The organism is Yersinia sp. 1252 StPb PI (assembly GCF_048593885.1).
Lineage (GTDB): Bacteria > Pseudomonadota > Gammaproteobacteria > Enterobacterales > Enterobacteriaceae > Yersinia > Yersinia enterocolitica_E.
The window spans coordinates 1-20766 of record NZ_JAZGQE010000026.1; the positions used below are offsets into that span (position 1 = coordinate 1).

Here is a 20766-nt window from a genome sequence, read left to right on the forward strand (position 1 = left end):
TAGATGTGGTTCAAAAATTAAGCTAAAAAAGCGATTCAGCTTGCATTAACAACCAATGAAATCGAGTTATTGCCGTTGTTTTTTTAACCTTAACAATTTGTTTATCGCAAAAGAACGAGATTTTTTAGCCTTTTTGGCGCGTTGCGTGGGCTATCTGGCTTTTTTGATGGCGGTGTTAAAGCCTTACAGGAACTTGCGATACATCGCACAAAACAAAATTTCTAAAAGAAGTTATTTGAAACTTTTTTTTCAATGGAATAGAGTCTGCATGTCGGCTGGTTTTCGCCTCTCGGGTGGCTGGTCGCCTTGCTGGCTATTTTGGTCCCACCACAAGATAGCCTTTACTGATTGAGCGTATGGTCCGTTAGGAATGGGTGTCAGGTTAAAGCCACTTTGAGCGAACCTTGCGGTAGCAGCTATTGAGAAGAGGGTTAGACATGAAAATCGTGAGTAACTTTATTGGCGGGAAGAATTCCCTGAGTTCCAGCAATCAGACTGCCGAGATTCATAATCCAGCCACCGGTAAAGTCGAAAGCCAGGTTACGCAAAGTACTGCCGAGGAAGTTAATCAGGCTATCGGCGTGGCCCATCAAGCATTTGCCGATTGGTCACGGACTACCCCACTGCGTCGCGCCCGTATTATGTTCAACTTTAAAGCGCTGATTGAGCAACATCGTGATGAGCTGGCTGAGTTGATTGTCCGTGAGCACGGCAAGGTTTATTCCGATGCGTTGGGTGAGATCACCCGTGGGCTGGAAGTCGTCGAGTTTGCCTGTGGCATTCCACATCTCTTGAAAGGTGAATATTCCGCAGATGTTGGTACGGGGGTGGATTGTTTTTCCATGATGCAACCGTTAGGTGTGGTCGCAGGTATAACACCGTTTAACTTCCCAGCAATGGTCCCGATGTGGATGTTCCCCGTCGCCTTAACTTGTGGCAATACCTTTATCCTGAAGCCACCGGCATTAGACCCGTCAGCCTCTGTTCGTCTGGCGGAATTGTTGACTGAAGCTGGGTTACCGGATGGTGTATTCAATGTTATTCACTGTTCAAATGAGAGTGCAGCCCAACTCTGCACTGACCCACGAATTCAGGCCGTCAGTTTTGTTGGATCTTCTACCGTAGCTGAACATATTTATACTACTGCCAGTGCGCACGGTAAGCGCGTACAAGCATTTGGTGCTGCTAAAAATCAGGCAATTATCATGCCTGACGCTGATTTGGATGCCACAGTAAATGCATTGATGGGTGGTGCATTTGGCTCGGCGGGTGAACGTTGTATGGCTTTGCCGATTGCGGTTGTCGTGGGTGATGACACTGCGGACAAATTAATTGAGAAGTTAAAACCACTCATCACTCACTTGCGAGTCGGCCCAGGCTTGCAGCAAGGTGGTGAAGAAAATGAGATGGGGCCGCTAATCTCTGCCACCCATCAGAAAAAAGTGCTCGGTTATATCGATCAAGGTGTGAAAGAGGGCGCAACGTTAGTCACCGATGGCCGCAATTATAAAGTTGCAGGTTATGAGCAGGGATATTATGTAGGCGGCACTCTGTTTGACCATGTCACGCCAGAGATGAAAATCTATCGGGAAGAGATTTTTGGGCCGGTACTGGGTATTGTCAGAGTCCCTGATTACCAAACAGCCATTGATACAGTTAATAGCCATGAGTTTGGCAACGGCAGCGCTATTTTTACCAGTAGCGGCCACTATGCGCGGCTATTTGTGCATGAAGTTCAGGCCGGAATGGTTGGCGTCAATGTTCCAGTACCTGTCCCAATGGCATTCCATAGCTTTGGTGGCTGGAAGCGCTCGGTATTCGGTGCGTTAAATGTTCACGGTACCGATGGCGTGCGTTTTTATACCCGGATGAAAACAACCACTGCCCGTTGGCCTACCGGCCAGCAAACGGTTTCAGAGTACAGTATGCCAACACTTGGCTAATGCTATCAGTGGGTGTGCCTTGGGTTAATTTCAAGTGTTAACAGGAGAGTTATTATGTCTTCACTGCTTGCCAAATGTCAGTTACCGGATGCGGATGGACGTATTCAACACATTTCACCGCAAAATGCGGGTTGGCGTTTTGTTGGATTTGATGTCTATCGTCTTACTGCGGGTAAAGCATTAGTTCTGGACAGTGGTGACAATGAACTCTGTCTGGTATTGGTTGCTGGTGTTGCTTCAGTTTCAACTCTGCACGCGGAATACCCACATATTGGTAAACGTATGAGTCCGTTCGAACGAACACCGCCTTATTCTGTTTATGTTCCACATCATGATCATGTGAAAGTGGTGGCAGAAACTGACTTGGAATTGGCGGTATGCCGTGCCCCTGCACAGGGACATTTGCCTTCCCGCCTGATTACGCCGGCTGATGTCGGGGTCGAACGGCGCGGTAAGGGGCGCAACCAGCGGTTAGTGCATAATATTCTGCCTGACAGTGAGCCTGCGGACAGTTTGCTGGTGGTAGAGGTCTACACAGACGAAGGGAACACCAGCTCATATCCAAGTCATAAACACGATCAGGAAAATTCTACCGACGAAACTTATCTTGAAGAAACCTATTATCACCGGTTGAACCCTGAACAGGGCTTCTGTATGCAGCGTGTTTATACTGACGACCGTTCATTGGATGAGTGTATGCCTGTTTATAACCGTGATGTGGTGAAAGTCCCCAAAGGTTATCACCCGGTGGCAACGTTAGCAGGCTACGACAACTATTATTTGAATGTGATGGCAGGGCCGGTACGGTTATGGAAATTTACCTGGGAGAAAGACCACGCATGGATCAACAGCGATAACTATCCGGTTAATAACAGCTAACTTACTCTGGCTAAAGCATATAATAATGGGGTAGGAGGAACCCTACCCATTCTAGGTGTGAGCAGAAATGACGAAAAACGAACAGAGTCTCCTATTGGAGTGTTTACTCTTTCGCGTTATTCAGTGCCAGTGAAACTGCCAATGTTTGTGCCAGACACATAGAGGCTACTTGCGAACGGAAACCGTCAACTTGAGCTTCTCGCACGACAAAACACACATCGCTAAAAGCCGCTAATGGGCTGACCTGGCTATCTGTAATCGCAATCTGTTGTGCACCACTCTTCGCCCCTAATTCCACCAGTTCTAACGCCTCTTGCGCATAAGGTGAATAACTAATAGCGATCACTACGTCTTTGGGTTTCACCATGCTCAGTTGTTCAGCGAACATTCCCCCTAACCCATCGATCAGAAAAGCACGACGTTCCAGATGGCGTAACGCATAGGTGAGATAAGAAGCAACACTAAAAGAGCGACGTAGACCAATCACATAGATATTTTCAGCATTTTTCAACAATTCAACTGCTCTCTCCAACTGTTCTGCGCTGGTTTGTACGGCCAGTTGTTGCAGCGCTTGTGCATTTACCATGGTAAATACATTCAGTATTTCTGCCGGACTTTCTGGTGCCGTGCTGCCATCTGTTGATGTTTGGCGGAATAACCGTGCTCGCTCGGTATAGTTAACGGTTTCTTCCATCAAATGCTGGCGGAATACCTGTTTCATTTCGTTGAAGCCACTGAAATTAAAGGCATTAGCAAATCGGATCAATGTTGAAGGTGGTACGTCGGCTTGAGCCGCAATAGAAGCAACCGTATCAAATGCAATGCTATTACTGTTATCCAATATATAACGGGCAACTTGTTTTAAGCGCTTGCTTAACGTCTCATAGCGATGACGAATTTGGTCTTGTAACAATGAAAGTTGAGTAGGGTTATTCATCCATTCGGCCCACGGCAGAGGAAATTTCAGGGGTTATTCCCTTCGTACTTAAAGCTGCAAGGTTGTTAGCTAAGGTTATTCACCCGAATGACTTACATGTGTCAGCTCGTTGAGATGTGTTCGCTTTGGCTGGCTGCAACCCCAAGTTCTTTGAGTCTATCTGACAGTATTCTAACAGGTGGTTGGAAAATTTCATTTATTGATGTCAGTATTTGCTTTTATTTCATCGCAACTTAAATAAATTCACCAAACTATATTAATAGAAATGAATGAAATCTAAAGATATTCCTTTATTAACTTTGATAGAAATCAGGATTTTTTTGGCTTTATGGGGAATAAACAGCGTAGATAGCGGCATAATAGTGGCGCTGAGGCAGTATCACTTCAGCGCCGATTGAGCAGTTTTTAATTCAAATAGCAGGACGATAGTCACGCCAATAACCGATCAGGGTTTGGTAATTTTGTTTCACTTGTGTCATTAACTCGGCATCATTCAATTCACCTTGTAACCAGTGGCGCGATGCCTGGCCAAAAATGGTCCGGCCGACAGCAAAACCTTTAACCCACGGGGCGTGTGCAGCAGCGGCAAACCCTGCTTTTAATACGGCCTCTGTCGAGTCCAGCCCAAGAATTAATACACCTCGGCAATAGGGATCTTGAGTTTCAATCAGTTTGCCAACCAGTTGCCAGTTTTCTGCCGTTAGCGGCGGCAGCTTCCACCAATCTGGCTGAATGCCTAGCTGATAGAAATGAGCCATAGTTTCAATATAATAGCGCTCATCCTTATCCTTATTATCTTCAGGTAAAATCACTTCCAGTAGCAATTCATGTCCTGATTTACAGCATCCACGATATACATCCACAATTAGCTCATCCTGCTGTTGGCGCAGTTCTGCACGGTCTTGGGGATGATAAAAAACCAGACACTTAACCACATGTTCCAGTGGCCAATCTATTAGCTGGGAACCAATATTACCGTGTTCAAGCCGTAATGGCCTGGAACTGGGTAATTCTATGGGGCGGCCTATCCACCATCCCTGGCCGGTAATGATATTGAGCGCCTCCTGACCATATGTCGTATCAGCCAGAATGCCACTTTTATGCTCCAATCCAGACTCCAAAGCGGCTTGTTGCGCTGCTTGTAGCAACAATGTCTTAAGTTTTGGGATGCGCTCTTCACCAACACCGGCTTCACGGGCCATATCAGCCAATTGTTTGCGGTGGTCAAAGGCAAAAACACAAAGTTCAGGCCACTGTTGCTTACGGGTAGTCACCCGATGTAAATGATTAAGGCGGCTATCCTTGTCAGGGCGTGGCACGGAATATTCGCGGCTAAGATAATCATCCAGTTCAATTTTTGTCGGCATCGCTGGAGCACAACCATGACGTGAAACAACTAGCGCCCCACAGGCATTGGCGTAGCGGCAGGCTTGCTCCCAGCCTTCATCATTCAGATAACCGCGCAGCAGGCCAGACATGAAGGCATCGCCAGCCCCTAATACGTTGAGAACCTCGACGCGCACACCAGAATGCAGTTTGATTGACTCCCAACGGGTGGGAATATCCCCTTCAAAAACAGAGCAACCTTGTGCTCCGCGCTTGCAAACCAGTGTCGCTGGCGTAGTTTTACGCACATTTTGCAGGGCTGTCAGCGTATCTGTGCTCCCCCCCGCAATGTGAAATTCTTCTTCTGTACCAACGATTAAATTGAAATGATGCAGTACTTCCTGCAATTCCTGCGTTACTTTTTGCGACTCTATGAAACGCGTTTCACCGTCTCCAAGTGAGGTCAGGCCCCATAATACCGGGCGATAATCAATATCGAGCGCTGTGCGCAACCCATACTTATGGGCATATTCCAATGCTTTTAGCACTGCTGCTCGGGTATTCGGATGCGAAAGATGTGTACCCGTGATTGCCAGCGCGCGTGATGAAGCAATATATGTCTCGTCAATATCATCTGGTGTCAGGGCCATATCAGCGCAGTTTTCACGGTAAAAGATCAGTGGAAAAGTCTCTTGATCTTTAATACCCAGAATAACCAAACCTGTCAGCCGCTGTTTATCAGTAATAAGAAAACGGGTATCAGACCCAACACGCTGTAATTCCTCGCGTAGGAAACGGCCCATATGTTCATCGCCAACACGTGCCAGCATGCCTGACTTCAAGCCCTGAATTGCGGTGCCATAAGCAACATTACCTGATGACCCGCCTAAATATTTGGCAAATGTACTGGTATCTTCCAGCCGGGCACCAATCTGCTGCCCATAAAAATCGACGGCAATACGGCCGATACATATGACATCCAGTACTTTGTGTTGTGTACCCATCCCCATTTCCTTCTGTATTAAACCAAGCCCCGACAGTGACCGATGAAATAAACCTGTAATGACATTTCTAAAACCAGTATGAGGAATAAAAATTTCAAGTTCAAGGTTAAATGAAATTTATTCCCCGGTTGTGTGACGAAGATAAAAGCCTCATATCAGGTCTGAAAATGGGACTTACACCAAAAGCTTAGACCGGTTATTGGCAGTGTTTCCGAGGTGTAGCAAAGAAGAATTAAAATCAAAATAGTATACTAATATCAATTGGTTATGCGATTTTATTGACGATTGAAAATGAACGGTCAATCGCATGGTAAGCCGGGGACGCGCTATTTCAGTGTTTCTGAGAATATTTGATCTTCATCGCAGAATGAAATGTTTCTTCTGTAATTTGATTTTATGAAAAAAATATTTGTTTATAATCCCTGCTATGTTTCTCCTTACTGTCGTCAGCCAGGCGAAAGCTAACAAGTCTGCTGCTTCTCTCCGGCATATGTATCTTCAGGGGCTGAACGTCACTTGGTCACCATGATGTAGCGCAACAGAGCAAAGGATGGGTAAATGAATAAGATTCGGCTAACCACTGCACAGGCATTAGTCCGGTTTTTGGACAACCAATATCTGCAAGTTGATGGTCAGGAAATCAAATTTATCAAAGGGATTTTTGCTATTTTTGGCCACGGTAATGTGCTGGGAATGGGGCAGGCGTTGGAACAAAACTGTGGCGATTTAGTGGTTCATCAGGGGCGGAATGAGCAAGGGATGGCCCATGCCGCTACCGGTTTTGCCAAACAAAAACTGCGCCAGCAAATTTATGCCTGCACCTCATCCGTCGGGCCGGGCAGCGCTAATATGATTACCGCCGCTGCAACGGCAACGGCCAATCGTATTCCCCTACTATTGCTCCCAGGCGACGTATTTGCATCCCGCCAACCGGACCCGGTGTTACAACAAATAGAACAATCTCATGACCTTAGCATCAGCACTAATGATGCATTCAAACCGGTTAGTAAATACTGGGATCGCATTACGCGGCCAGAACAACTGATGAGCGCCTGTATTAATGCGATGCGGGTTCTGACTGATCCGGCAGAAACGGGGGCTGTGACACTGAGCTTGCCACAAGATGTGCAGGCTGAAGCCTATGACTATCCTGACTATTTCTTCCATAAGCGAGTTCATCGCCTTGACAGACGCCCTGCCAGTGCCGCCATGCTGGCTGATGCCATTGCGTTACTGACTGCCAAACGCAAGCCCATTTTGGTGTGTGGGGGAGGGGTGAAATACTCGCAAGCCGGCCAGGCATTGCAACGATTTGCTGAATGTTTTGGTTTGCCGTGGGTAGAAACGCAAGCCGGTAAAGGCACTATCAGCTCAGAACATGAATTAAATCTTGGTGGTATTGGTGAAACCGGTTGCCTGGCTGCTAACACATTAGCAAAACAGGCGGATCTGGTGATCGGCGTTGGCACTCGCTATAGCGATTTCACCACGTCTTCTAAATGGTTATTCCAGAATCCAGACGTTTCATTCCTGAATATTAATGTCAGTGCCTTTGATGCCGGTAAATTGGATGGTTTGCAATTGTTGGCTGATGCGCGTGAGGCATTATCAGCATTGCATCAACAGCTTGGCACTACCGGTTATCAAGCCGGATGGGGGGGTGAAATTGCTCGCATGCGCGCGGAACAATTAGCTGAAACGCAGCGGGTTTATCAGGTGCAATACCGTGCCGACGATTTCGTTCCTGAAATTAATGACCATTTGGACCGTGAACAGGTTTTTGCTGAATTTATCAATAAAACCGGCTCTTTCTTGACGCAAAGCCAAGTGCTGGGAGTACTGAATAACACATTACCTCCTGATGCCATCATTGTTGCGGCTGCGGGTAGTTTGCCCGGCGATTTACAGCGGGTGTGGCGTACCAAAGGGAGTAACGACTATCACGTCGAATACGGTTATTCGTGCATGGGTTATGAGGTGGGTGCCGCACTGGGTGTGAAGCTAGCTGAACCAGACAGGGAGGTCTACTCATTGGTTGGGGACGGCGCATTTATGATGCTGCATTCCGAACTGGTTACCTCTATTCAAGAGCGTAAAAAAATTAACGTTGTGCTGTTCGATAACATGACGAATGGCTGCATCAATAACCTGCAAATGGAACATGGCATGGACAGCTATGCCACAGAATTCCGCTTTCGTAATGAGGACACAGGCCAATTAGATGGCAGTCTTGTTCCGGTTGATTTTGCCATGCTGGCTGCCGCCTATGGCTGTAAAACATATCGTGTTTCTACCGAGCAACAACTGATCGATGCATTAACCGATGCCCATTCGCAGGCAATTTCTACCTTGATTGACATAAAAGTGCTGCCAAAGACCATGGTACATAAATACCTGAGTTGGTGGCGGGTTGGGGTTGCTCAAGTTTCTGAAAGTGAACGAACCGATGCAGTCGTTCGTGAACTGGAAAAAAATATCGCCAAAGCCCGTGATTACTAAGGCTAATTAAGCAGGCAATCAATGCGTTATACCCAATAGCTTTCAACACACAAAATGGCGGTACAGGGATGTGCCGAGTCATGAGGGCTGCCAACGCACCTGCAACTTGAGCTGGATGTGAAGTCGTAAAACGAGCAGGTATCACCTGCAAACCGAAACTTCATGAGGAAAATAATATGTCGTTAAATATTGGTGTCATCGGAACAGGTGCTATCGGCCAGGATCATATTCGTCGTTGCAGTAAAGTTTTACAGGGCGCTCGTGTGGTTGCTGTAACGGATATCAATCAGCAGCATGCCACTAAAGTTATTCGTGATCTGGGTATTGAGGCGAATATCTATGCCGACGGGCATGAAGTGATTAATGCAAAAGAGGTGGATGCGGTATTAGTCACATCTTGGGGGCCGAGCCACGAAGAGTTTGTTCTGGCAGCCATTGCTGCGGGTAAATATGTATTTTGTGAAAAGCCGTTGGCGGTGACAGCTGAAGGGTGTAAGCGAATTGTAGACGCTGAAGCCGCCAAGGGTAAGCGCTTGGTTCAGGTTGGGTTTATGCGCCCTTATGATCAGGGTTATCGCGCACTGAAAGATGTGATTGCTCGTGGGGAAATCGGTGAACCTTTGATGCTGCATTGTGCTCACCGTAACCCGAGAGTCGGCGAAAATTACACCACCAATATGGCTATTACTGACACATTGATCCATGAGATTGATGTACTGCGCTGGCTGCTGGATGATGATTATGTCTCCGTTCAGGTTGTTTTCCCACGTAAAGCCAAACACGCTAAAGCGCATCTGAAAGACCCGCAGGTGGTGTTATTTGAAACGGCGAAAGGAACGCGTATTGATGTTGAAATCTTTGTGAATTGCCAATATGGCTATGATATTCAATGTGAAGTGGTAGGTGATACCGGTATTGCAAAATTACCAGAACCCTCATCCGTGCTGATGCGCAGCCAGGCACGGCTATCGCATGAAATACTGACCGATTGGAAAGACCGCTTTATTGATGCTTATGATGTTGAGTTACAAGCATTTATCAATGACGTTTTAGCTGAAAAACTCACCGGTCCTTCTGCCTGGGATGGTTTTGCTGCCGCCGTTACTGCGGATGCCTGTATTGCGGCACAGAACAGCGGTGAAATTGTTCCTGTGAGTTTGCCGCCACGACCTGATTTTTATAATAAATAACATCAAACTCTGCTGCCTGTGCGCTAGCTAGCCTGCTGCCGCATAGTCAGGTTTTTTGTTGCAAATGGAGTTTATCTCAAGCTTGCATGTATCTTGCGTGAAACGGGGGAGCGATGAAGATTGCATTTGATGTTGATGTCATTAAAGACCTTGGTATCAGCAATATGGTTCGTCAAGTGGCAGAATGGGGATATGACTATATTGAACAATCACCGCATCCGCAGTTAAACCCATTTTATAAACACCCAAAAGCGGGCCGCGAAGTTGTTGCTGAATATAAGAAAGTACTAAAAGAAACCGGGGTGCAAATATCTTCCTTTATTGTGGTTTATCGTTGGGCTGGGCCACTCGAGGCAAGGCGGCAGGCTGCGGTGACCAACTGGAAGAGAATGATTGAAATTGCAGTTGAAATGGGTGTCTCTGTGATTAATACCGAACTTTCTGGCGATCCAAATGAGCCAGAAGTTTGCGAAGAGATGTGGTATCGCTCAATGGAAGAGTTATTGCCGATTATTGAACGGGAAGGGATTCGGGTAGAGATTCAATCTCATCCGTGGGATTTTTGTGAAGAAAATAATGAAACCGCAGATTTAGTGAAATCACTCCGCAGCGATAATGTGAAGTATCTGTATAGCGTGCCCCATACCTTTTTCTACGATAAAGGCAAAGGGGACGTTGCCAGCATGCTGAAATATGCGGGTGTTGACCTTTCTCATGTATTGATTGCCGACACCATGAATCACACCAAGCATTGCCGTTATATTGTGAATCCACCGGGTGTTGATGCGGTTATTCATCAACATGTTGGTATTGGTGAAGGGGAAGTCGATTTCTCTGCCTTATTTCAAACTCTGCGCGATATGGATTTCGCTAATCGCATCTTTAAAGTCGGTGGTGAGTCAATTATTGCGACTTCTCTTTTTGGTTATCCAGAAAAAATGGTGCATCAGGCGGTGGCTACTCGCGAACGTATTGAGCGCGAATTGTTGGGGAAATAAAGTCGCCCGGCGGCCTCAGTTGCAAGTTCTCTTTAAGATTTTAAATAAAAACGTAACCCAACGTTATTGACGTTGCAGTGAACAACGCCGCAGCTTCAAGCGCCAAAGGTATATTTTCCTGCATTAAAGACGGGCAATTAATCACATTTTAATTGTATTCATCTCTATAAATTGGATGTATCGCAGAGGTTTATTATGAATAAAGAACGTGTGAAGTTAGCAATCGCGCCAATTGGTTGGACCAATGATGATATGCCTGACTTAGGCAAAGAAAATACCTTCCAACAATGTATCAGTGAAATGGCTCTTGCAGGATTTACTGGTTGCGAAGTTGGTAGTAAATACCCGCGAGATCCTAACGTACTTAAACCTATGCTTGAGCTGCGCGGTATGCAGATTTGTAATGCATGGTTTAGCACTTTCTTCGCCGATGACCAGCGGGCCAAGACCATTGATGAATTTATTAATCATATGAATTTCCTCCATATAATGGGGGCAAAAGTGATTGGTTGCTCAGAACAAAGTAAGAGCATTCAAGGGACGACGAAGGCAGTATTTGAAGAAAAACCACACTTCACCGATGTGCAATGGCAGCGAGTTGCTGATGGTTATAACGAATTAGCCAAGATTGCGGCAACCAAAGGTATGCAAGTCTGTTTGCACCACCATATGGGGACGGGGATCCAAACTACCGAAGAAATAGATCGTTATATGAGTATGGTTAACGACGATGTATATCTGCTCTTTGATACAGGTCATGCCTATGTTTCTGAGGGGAGCCAGGCGGCGATGCTGGCTATTTTGGAGAAATATCTGCCGCGTATTAATCATGTTCATTTAAAAGATGTGCGGGATGAAATAGTGGCTGATGTGAAAGTGAATAAACTCAGTTTCCTCGATGGGGTGAAAAAAGGCATGTTCACTGTACCGGGCGATGGGGTAATTGATTTCCGTCCGGTATTTAAATTGCTGGATGAAAAAGGTTATCAGGGCTGGATGGTAGTAGAGGCAGAGCAGGATCCGGCTATCGCTAATCCATTTGAGTATGCAGTGAAAGCCCGCCACTATATTAAAGAAACCGCGAACATTTAGTCATATTCAGTTATGGCAGGGGATAGGTTGGTACACTATCCCCTGAGGATTAGGCGGATATCTTGATTCGCCCCATATGATACGCATCGATATATTGGCCCTCGCGAAAAGCAAAACGTGGGCTGGTACCTTCAATTTCAAAGCCAAACTTGCGGTAAAGCGCGATAGCCGCCAGGTTATCGACAAACACTGTTAGCTCAATACGTTGTATATTCAACCAGTTATCACATAATTCAATCATAGCAGTCATTAATGCACTGCCGATGCCTTGTCCACAGTAATTTGCATCAACAGCAATACCAAAAGTGGCGACATGCTTACGCCGTGCCCGTTGGTTGGCTTCGACAGTCAGTTGTCCAACGATCTCCTCGTCAATACATGCCACCAGGCTATGCATCCCGGCGGGAAAATCTTTAATTCTTTTGGCCCACATCTCTTCAGAAGGTAGGGGAAGCTGTAACGTGTCGCGATAAACCTGTGGATGAGAAAATAACCGCCGCAAAGCGGGATAGTCGGTGAACTCCACATGGCGTATCTGCACATTTTCCATAAACATACCCTTACTCTTACTGTTTGAATTACCTAATAAAATAGCGTTTTATTTACCTGAGTCAATAATATTGCAAGTGGTTAGAAAAAACACTTTACAAGTGAGAGTGATAATGATTATCATTGTCGTGCTTTCAGATGAGGCCATCAGCGTTTAGGTGTTCACATTACGAAGGCACGACATTGCTCACATTGCTTCCAGTGTTTACTTAGCCAGCCGGGTGCTGGCTTTTTTTTTGCCTATTTTGCACTGTTTGTTCGCTGCATCATTGGTTCGTAGGCAGTCATATCTCAAGTTCTCTCAACGTTTTCTTTCGCTAATTACTTCAAATTCAAATCATTTGTCTTTCAACTTATTAATCAGTCGAATTTTTTGAACAGAGGAGTGAGTTTTTTACGCTTTCATATTCTCCCGCGACATCTAGACTAAAGAAAACGTTGAGGAGAACTGAACATGATCTATTTACGCAAAGCAGAAGAACGGGGCCATGCTAATCACGGTTGGTTGGACAGTTGGCATACCTTCTCATTCGCTGATTATTACGATCCAGAATTTATGGGGTTTTCAGCACTGCGAGTGATTAACGAAGATGTGATCGATGCAGGTCAGGGGTTTGGTACCCATCCGCATAAAGATATGGAAATCCTGACTTATGTGCTGTCTGGTACTGTCGAGCACAAAGACAGTATGGGTAATAAAGAGCAGATCCATGCCGGTGAATTCCAGATTATGAGCGCAGGTACCGGTATCCGCCATTCAGAATATAATGGCCGTGACGACCAACCGCTGCATTTGTACCAGATTTGGATTATCCCCAATAAGACAGGTTTGGAGCCGCGTTATGAACAGCAGATGTTTGATATCCCGCAAGGGCGGCAGTTGGTGTTATCACCGGATGCCCGCGATGGCTCGCTGAAAGTATTCCAGGACATGACACTCTGGCGTTGGGCACTGAAACGTGAGGAGCAGTCCATTTATCAGATTCAAGCAGAGCGCCGCATCTGGATACAGGTAGTCCGTGGTAAGGTCTCTATCAATGGGCATCATGCCGCGACCAGCGATGCATTCGCTATCTGGGATGAAGCTGCACTTTCTATTCATGCTGATGAAGACAGTGAAATTTTGTTGTTTGATTTACCGCCAGTTTAAGTTTGACCATCCCATACCCTAATAATTCGAGTTGCAGGCAGGCGGCAATTGAGTGACAAATTGGTTGCAAACCATTTTGAACGGCGCTTGCGCTGGCCCGCAGGGTGAGCCTCTGATGAGGCTCATAATCCCGATGAGCTTACTCAGGTAAGTGATTCGGGTGAAAGAAAGCAGCCAATGCATATGCAGCTTGAAGTATGACGGGTATATGTAAAAAAGGGTATGTGCATCGCGCCATACCCTTTTCTTTGCTAGAATAGTATCCCATTTACCCAGCCTCAGTTCATTGATAATGAAGAAAAAAAGGCCAGTGCTCCAAGACGTCGCCGATATGGTTGGGGTGACCAAAATGACCGTCAGCCGGTATTTGCGTAATCCAGAACAAGTTTCCGCGCTTTTGCAGAAAAAAATCGCGCTGGCGTTAGACGAACTGGGCTATATCCCCAACCGCGCCCCCGATATCCTGTCCAACGCGACCAGTCATGCCATCGGCGTATTGTTGCCGTCATTGACCAACCAGGTTTTTGCCGAGGTTTTGCGCGGCATTGAGAGTGTGACGGATGCGCATGGCTATCAGACTATGCTAGCGCACTATGGCTATCAGAAAGAGCGTGAGGAGCAGCGGTTAACCTCGTTACTCTCTTATAATATCGACGGCCTAATCCTCTCCGAACGTCACCATACCGCCCGTACATTGAAAATGATTGAGGTCGCGGGGATTCCAGTCATTGAGCTGATGGATTGTATTTCGCCGTGTATTGATTTGGCAGTGGGCTTTAATAACTTTGAAGCGGCAAGGCAGATGACGCAGCAAGTTATCGCCAAAGGCCATCGCCATGTTGTCTATTTTGGCGCACGTCAGGATGAGCGTACCGTCATTAAGCAGCAAGGTTATGAGCAGGCGATGCGTGAATCCGGTTTGGTGCCGATGAGCGTGATGACCAGCCGTTCATCGTCATATTCGGCAGGTGCTGAGTTGTTGCGTGAAGCGCAAGCCAGTTATCCACTGATTGACAGTATTTTTTGTACCAATGATGACCTGGCAATTGGTGCCGTATTTGAGTGTCAGCGTCAGGGGTTATCTATCCCTTATGATATGGCAATAGCGGGTTTCCATGGTCACGATATTGGCCAGTCGATGGTACCCAAGCTGGCCAGTGTGCTAACCCCGCGTGAAAGAATGGGGCAAATTGGTGCCGAGCGTTTGCTGGCAAAACTGCGCGGAGAGGCGGTAGCGCCGAGGATGGTTGATGTTGGTTTCACCATCCTCCCCGGCGGCAGTATTTAAATCACAATGGTTTAGCTAAATAACTATTGCTGCCAGATGCTATATCACCATGGCTAATAACAGGCAACCGACCAGGCCGCAGACCGAAATAATGGTTTCCAGCACTGACCATGACTTAAAGGTTTCCACAATGGTCAGGTTGAAGTACTCCTTGAACAACCAAAAGCCCGGGTCGTTGACGTGAGAGAAAATCACGCTACCGGAGCCGACGGCAATAACCATTAATTCAGGGCTGGCACCGGTGGTGGCAATGAGTGGTGCTACGATACCGCCAGCCGTAATCGCCGCCACTGTCGCAGAACCTAGCGCAATACGCAGTACGGCTGCGATTGACCATGCCATCAGAATTGGTGATAAACCGCTGCTATTCATCATGTTGGCAATATAATGATCGACGCCACTGTCGACTAAAACCTGTTTGAAAGCACCACCGCCGCCGATAACCAATAGCATCATTGCAATGATTTTGATGGAGTCGGTCACGGTATCCATCACTGATTCCATTGACCGGCCACGGTTTAAGCCAAAGGTGAAAATCGCTATCAATACAGCGATTAAGGTGGCGATCACCGGGTCACCGAAGAACTCCGCATAAGAGAGCACTGGGTGGCCTTTTGGCAAAATCATCTCTGCCACTGCCCGCAATGCCATCAAAATCACCGGAACCAGCGCTGTACAGACACTGACGCCAAAGCTTGGCATCTCTTCATCGGTGAAGGTTTTCGGGTTATACAATCCTTCTGGTACCGGTTTATCAATTCCTTTTAGGAAGCGCGCAAACACCGGGCCGGCCAGAATAACGGTCGGAATTGCCAGTAAAGTCCCGTACAGCAGCGTTTTACCCATATCCGCATGGAAAATGGTCGCAATAGCTGTTGGGCCGGGGTGAGGTGGTAGGAAACCGTGGGTTACCGACAAGGCTGCAGCCATCGGCACACCGACATACAGCAGTGGGATTCGGGCGGATGCGGCGATACTGAATACCAGTGGCAGCAACAGTACAAAGCCCACTTCATAAAACAGCGCAAAACCGACAGTAAAACCGGTCAGCACGACCGCCCACTGAATGTGTTTTTTGCCAAATTTATCAATCAGTGTGGTCGCAATTCGTTGAGCGCCGCCACAATCAGCCAGTAATTTACCGAGCATGGCACCAAAGCCCATAATCAGCGCCAGACTGCCTAACGTTCCGCCAACCCCAGCTTTGATTGAGCCGACGACTTTATCGACTGGCATCCCTTGCATGATACCTACCGCCAGCGCGACCAGTATCAGCGAGATAAATCCGTTCAGTTTGAAACGGATCATCAGTAACAGCAGCATGGCAACGCCAACCGCGACAATGACTAATGGCATAGTATTTCTCCAATAACTTTGGGTATTTCGTTTTTTGTTATGATTTGCGGTCAGCTTCTTTTTATCGTCAGTAGGGTCGGAAGATGGCCTTTGTGATAAAAATCACATCTTCATTTGTTACCGGTATCATGATACCGGTAACATGGTAAAATACGGAACCATAGAGAGCAGTAAAATTCCCATTCTGAGATAGAGATCAACATTATGGCAGGACATAGCATTATCGTGATGGGTGTATCGGGTAGCGGCAAAACCACGGTAGGAGAGGCTGTAGCCCGCCAAATCCATGCCAAATTTATTGATGGTGACGATCTACACCCTCGCGCCAATATTCAGAAGATGGGCAGCGGGCATCCACTGAATGATGAAGATCGTATGCCGTGGCTGGAGCGTTTGAGTGATGCTGCCTACAGCCTGAATCATAAAAATGAAACCGGTATTATTGTCTGCTCAGCGCTGAAGCGCCGTTATCGTGATCGTCTGCGGGAAGGTAATCCGGGGATGGTGTTTATATATCTAAAAGGCAGTTTCGACGTCATCATGGAGCGATTAAAAGCTCGCTCTGGCCATTTTATGCCAACTGATCTGCTGAAAAGCCAGTTTGACGCGTTGGAAGAGCCGGGTTCAGATGAGCCAGATGTTCTCTGCGTCGATATTGATGCGGATATTGATAACGTGGTGCAGCGTTGTGTATTAGCACTGAAAAGTCGTAACTAAAGTGAGTTTATACCCAAGAGGGCGCGCCCCTCTTGGATTGCGCAACTGAGGCCAACCCTATTTGGTCAAATATGCCCGCACACCATCTAAAAACATCTGCGTAGATAGCATCACCAAAATTAACCCCATCAGCCGTTCCAGCGCACTGACACCTTTATTACCCAGCAGGCGCAGGAACAGATTCGACATCAGCAAAATCGCCGCAGACAACCCCCACGCAATCATCAACGCCAACACTAAATGGCTAATTTGATTAGGATATTGATGCGACAGTAGCATCAGCGTTGCCAGAATCGATGGGCCTGCCACTAAGGGAATAGCCAGTGGCACTAAGAATGGCTCTTCCCCAGCCGATAACCCGGTAACGTTACTTTCTGGGGTGGGGAAAATCATCTTAATTGCGATTAAAAACAGAATAATACCGCCAGATATCGACACCGTTTCAGTTCGCAGATTTAGGAACGCCAGAATCTTCTCGCCAGCGAACAGGAAAATCAGCATTAATATCAGCGCAATGAGCAATTCGCGAATCAATACGACTCGCCGCCGCTTAGGTTCCAGATGCTTGAGTACCGACATAAAAATCGGCAGATTTCCCAGTGGGTCCATAATCAAAAACAGCAGCACTGTTGCCGCAATCATCTCAGTCATTATTACCTCTAGGGGACTGGCGTTTCCCGCCAATCAAAGCCACATATTAGGAAGATTGCTTTGAATCATTCTGGTATCGAATAAATTCACTTGCCACTTTGTCCATATTTTGTAAGGTGGTATCAGGTCTATCTTAGTCAGTCTGCCGTACCCTTACAGCGCGCAGTTATACAAGACAGGCATCCATTAATCGGTGTCACCTTCCAAGGCAGGACAGTAAACATGAAAAATGTTGGTTTTATCGGCTGGCGCGGTATGGTCGGCTCAGTGCTCATGCAACGCATGATTGAAGAACGCGACTTTGACGGTATTCGCCCGGTCTTTTTCTCCACCTCGCAACATGGCCAGGCCGCGCCGACATTTACCGGCCAGCAAGGTACGTTGCAAGATGCTTATGATATTGATGCGCTGAGTGCATTGGATATTATCATCACCTGCCAAGGGGGAGATTATACCAACGAAGTTTATCCAAAGCTGCGAGAAATCGGCTGGAAAGGCTATTGGATCGACGCCGCTTCTTCTCTTCGTATGCAAGATGACGCAATTATTATTCTGGATCCGGTCAACCATAGTGTCATTCAACAGGGTTTAGATAAAGGTATCAAGACCTTTGCGGGGGGTAACTGTACAGTTAGCCTGATGCTGATGTCTTTGGGTGGTTTGTTTGCTAATAATTTGGTTGAGTGGGCATCAGTTGCCACTTATCAGGCAGCATCCGGTGGTGGCGCGCGCCATATGCGTGAGTTGCTGACTCAGATGGGTATGCTACATGCTGGCGTGGCTAAAGAGTTGCAAGACCCGGCCTCTGCCATTTTGGATATTGAACGTAAGGTCACTGCTGCAACCCGTAGTGGTACCTTGCCAACTGATAACTTTGGCGTACCGCTGGCAGGTAGCCTGATCCCGTGGATCGACAAACAACTGGATAATGGTCAGAGCCGCGAAGAGTGGAAAGGCCAGGCTGAAACTAACAAAATTCTGAACACCAGCAGCGTCATTCCAGTAGATGGTCTGTGCGTGCGCATTGGTGCGCTGCGTTGCCATAGCCAAGCTTTTACGCTGAAACTGAAAAAAGACGTGCCATTGCCAGAAATTGAGCAAATGTTGGCAACGCACAATGACTGGGTTCGTGTTATCCCGAATGACCGCGAGTTGAGCATGCGTGAACTGACTCCGGCTGCGGTAACCGGTACATTGAATACCCCGGTTGGCCGCCTGCGTAAATTGAATATGGGGCCGGAGTATCTCTCCGCCTTTACTGTAGGTGACCAGTTGCTATGGGGCGCGGCAGAGCCATTGCGCCGTATGCTGCGCATCTTGATGTGATTGGTTATTAAGAGTAATAACGATAAAGCCCTGATCTTATGGTCAGGGTTTTTTTATATGATTAACACGGCTTTTTTGTATCCCTCGATGTGTCAGCAACTACGTTGCACGTCACCCGGTACGGGCTTCGCACTACAGCAATTGGCTGATATTCAGCTCTTCCATTAAACGATAGTTATCTGAATAATCCACTGGGATGGCAATGACTGCCGGGCCTAATACATCCATAGCTTGATGCAATTTATGGGATAATTCGTCAGCAGATTCTACGGCAAAACCTTTCGCCCCAAAGGATTCGGCGTACATTTTGAAATCAATCGGGCCAAAGCTAACTCCCGATGGCCGATGGTATTTTTTCTGCTGCTGTATTTCCACCATGTTGTAACCGTTATCGACCCAAATAATATGCAGTAAATTGCTTTTCAGGCGCACCGCGGTTTCCAGCTCCATACTTGATTGCATGAAACCGCCGTCACCCGATACGGATACGACCTTTTGATGTGGGTTCACCAGTGCTGCGGCAATGGCCCATGGCAGTGCAACGCCCATAGTCTGTTGACCGTTTGACATCAAAATTTGGCGGGTGCGGAAGCTGTAAAGATAGCGGGCAATCCAGATGTGAAAGCTCCCCATATCGACACATAAGGTCACGTCACTATTAACAATATCCTGCATTGCCCGGACCAAACGCAGCGGATGAATAGCGAAACCACTCATATGGTCAGCCCGGCTGGCCAAGTCTCGTCGTTGGCGGCAGCGCTCTGTCAATACCGCCTGTGTTGCCAATGTTAACATTAACGGGCCATGTATCCGTGGGGCTAATGCATCCACTGTAGTGGCAATATCGCCCAATAACTCTTTTTCTGGTTGATAGGCTGCGTCTATTTCGGCGGGTAAAATATCCAGATGTATCAGTGTCGCCTGGCCACTGTTCCACAGTGCTGGGTCATATTCCACTGGGCTATAACCGATGGTGATAATCACATCGGCTTGTTGTAGTAACTTGTCGCCAGCCTGATTATTAAATAAGCCCACCCGCCCGGCAAAATGATCAAAGTGTGCCTGATCAACCACCCCTGCGGCTTGATAGGTGCTGGTGACCGGTATTTTGCTATGGTGAAGTAAACGCCGTATGGCTCGAGCGTTTGCCGGCTGGCTGGCCATCAATCCGAGGAGCAAAATGGGATTTTTAGCGTTGTTAATCAACTTAGCCACGGCAGTAATCTCATCCAAGGGGGCACCGCCACTGTGTGGGCATGGTTGATGAATCAACGCCTGGCTGGTCACAGGGTTGTTGAGGATATCTTGCGGCAGGCTAATAAAGGCCGCGCCCGGCCGACCAAATTCAGCGGTTCTAAAGGCATTACCCAGGACTTCTGACAGCGCCGCAGAGGCAGTTACCTCCGCACTAAACTTAGTTATCGGGCGAAAAATACTCACAGTATCCATACTCTGGTGAGTTATTTTCAGGCTATCGGCCCGCTTTACCGCGCCGCCTAGCGCCACCACCGGATCCCCTTCAGAGGTCGCTGTTGCCAGCCCGGTAACTAAGTTGGCGCAACCCGGCCCTGAGGTGACTAATGCAACGCCTGCTTTACCGGTTAACCGGCCGATGGCCGCAGCCATGAAAGCCGCATTCGCTTCGTGGCGCACCACAATCGTTTGAATGCTGGAATCTTCCAGTGAATTAAATACTCGATCAATTTTAGCGCCGGGAATACCGAACACCTGTTTTACACCTTGCTGCTCTAAATGATTAACCACCAGATCAGCCCCGCACTGCCAAGTCTGAGTATGCGTTTCATTGGTCATGATGTGTTGTCCTCTATGGTTGATTTAGCCGCTATTAATTGATGTTTTA

At 47.2% G+C, this 20766-nt stretch carries 16 protein-coding genes; 10 read left to right on the plus strand and 6 right to left on the minus strand.

What is annotated here, in order from left to right:
• Window positions 1–437: 437 nt before the first annotated feature.
• Entirely contained in the window at window positions 438–1943 is a 1506-nt protein-coding gene (locus tag V2A85_RS06245; protein WP_372560287.1) for a CoA-acylating methylmalonate-semialdehyde dehydrogenase, read from the plus strand.
• A gap of 54 nt (window positions 1944–1997) precedes the next feature.
• Window positions 1998–2822 (plus strand): 5-deoxy-glucuronate isomerase, encoded by an 825-nt coding sequence (gene iolB / locus V2A85_RS06250; RefSeq protein ID WP_083161299.1) that lies wholly within the window; start codon window positions 1998–2000, stop codon window positions 2820–2822.
• 103 nt (window positions 2823–2925) lie between these two features.
• Here the strand turns inward: iolB and V2A85_RS06255 are convergent, their stop codons facing one another.
• Both V2A85_RS06255 and V2A85_RS06260 read right to left on the minus strand, forming a co-directional pair.
• The gene (locus V2A85_RS06255; protein ID WP_372560288.1) at window positions 2926–3759 is read right to left on the minus strand and encodes a MurR/RpiR family transcriptional regulator; all 834 of its coding nucleotides are present in this window, start codon (window positions 3757–3759) and stop codon (window positions 2926–2928) included.
• 410 nt (window positions 3760–4169) lie between these two features.
• Entirely contained in the window at window positions 4170–6089 is a 1920-nt protein-coding gene (locus V2A85_RS06260) for a bifunctional 5-dehydro-2-deoxygluconokinase/5-dehydro-2-deoxyphosphogluconate aldolase (RefSeq protein ID WP_420071078.1), read from the minus strand.
• Between the two features lie 558 nt (window positions 6090–6647).
• Between V2A85_RS06260 and iolD the strand changes: the two genes are divergently transcribed.
• The 4 genes from iolD to iolE all read left to right on the plus strand — a co-directional run bounded on the left by iolD (window position 6648) and on the right by iolE (window position 11868).
• Window positions 6648–8588: a 3D-(3,5/4)-trihydroxycyclohexane-1,2-dione acylhydrolase (decyclizing) gene (gene iolD, locus V2A85_RS06265; protein WP_420071079.1), complete on the plus strand. Its 1941-nt coding sequence runs from the start codon at window positions 6648–6650 to the stop codon at window positions 8586–8588.
• A 176-nt stretch (window positions 8589–8764) separates the two neighbouring features.
• The gene (locus V2A85_RS06270) at window positions 8765–9778 is read left to right on the plus strand and encodes a Gfo/Idh/MocA family protein (RefSeq protein WP_420071080.1); all 1014 of its coding nucleotides are present in this window, start codon (window positions 8765–8767) and stop codon (window positions 9776–9778) included.
• A gap of 113 nt (window positions 9779–9891) precedes the next feature.
• Window positions 9892–10776: a sugar phosphate isomerase/epimerase family protein gene (locus tag V2A85_RS06275; protein ID WP_420071081.1), complete on the plus strand. Its 885-nt coding sequence runs from the start codon at window positions 9892–9894 to the stop codon at window positions 10774–10776.
• Window positions 10777–10971: 195 nt separating this feature from the next.
• A complete protein-coding gene (gene iolE / locus V2A85_RS06280) occupies window positions 10972–11868 on the plus strand; it encodes a myo-inosose-2 dehydratase (protein ID WP_420071082.1) in 897 nt (298 codons plus the stop codon).
• Window positions 11869–11917: 49 nt separating this feature from the next.
• On the opposite strand, the gene V2A85_RS06285 is transcribed toward iolE, so the two are convergent.
• Window positions 11918–12418 carry a GNAT family N-acetyltransferase gene (locus V2A85_RS06285; protein WP_372560686.1) on the minus strand — a complete coding sequence of 167 codons (501 nt, stop codon included), beginning with the start codon at window positions 12416–12418 and terminating at the stop codon, window positions 11918–11920.
• Between the two features lie 453 nt (window positions 12419–12871).
• On the opposite strand from V2A85_RS06285, the gene V2A85_RS06290 reads away from it, so the two are divergent.
• Window positions 12872–13567, plus strand: a complete 696-nt coding sequence (locus tag V2A85_RS06290) for a pirin family protein (RefSeq protein WP_372560294.1) — start codon at window positions 12872–12874, stop codon at window positions 13565–13567.
• 292 nt (window positions 13568–13859) lie between these two features.
• Window positions 13860–14855 carry a gluconate operon transcriptional repressor GntR gene (gntR, locus tag V2A85_RS06295; protein WP_372560295.1) on the plus strand — a complete coding sequence of 332 codons (996 nt, stop codon included), beginning with the start codon at window positions 13860–13862 and terminating at the stop codon, window positions 14853–14855.
• Between the two features lie 39 nt (window positions 14856–14894).
• On the opposite strand, the gene gntT is transcribed toward gntR, so the two are convergent.
• Entirely contained in the window at window positions 14895–16211 is a 1317-nt protein-coding gene (gene gntT, locus V2A85_RS06300) for a gluconate transporter (RefSeq protein WP_372560296.1), read from the minus strand.
• A 204-nt stretch (window positions 16212–16415) separates the two neighbouring features.
• Between gntT and V2A85_RS06305 the strand changes: the two genes are divergently transcribed.
• Window positions 16416–16928 carry a gluconokinase gene (locus tag V2A85_RS06305; protein ID WP_083161277.1) on the plus strand — a complete coding sequence of 171 codons (513 nt, stop codon included), beginning with the start codon at window positions 16416–16418 and terminating at the stop codon, window positions 16926–16928.
• A gap of 57 nt (window positions 16929–16985) precedes the next feature.
• Here V2A85_RS06305 and V2A85_RS06310 read toward each other — a convergent pair whose 3' ends face one another.
• Window positions 16986–17579: a YhgN family NAAT transporter gene (locus tag V2A85_RS06310; protein WP_005186017.1), complete on the minus strand. Its 594-nt coding sequence runs from the start codon at window positions 17577–17579 to the stop codon at window positions 16986–16988.
• Between the two features lie 222 nt (window positions 17580–17801).
• Between V2A85_RS06310 and asd the strand changes: the two genes are divergently transcribed.
• Window positions 17802–18905, plus strand: a complete 1104-nt coding sequence (gene asd, locus V2A85_RS06315) for an aspartate-semialdehyde dehydrogenase (protein WP_083161275.1) — start codon at window positions 17802–17804, stop codon at window positions 18903–18905.
• Between the two features lie 132 nt (window positions 18906–19037).
• On the opposite strand, the gene alsS is transcribed toward asd, so the two are convergent.
• Complete coding sequence (gene alsS, locus V2A85_RS06320; RefSeq protein ID WP_420071083.1) at window positions 19038–20717, minus strand: acetolactate synthase AlsS; 1680 nt, start codon at window positions 20715–20717, stop codon at window positions 19038–19040.
• Window positions 20718–20766 lie beyond the last annotated feature (49 nt).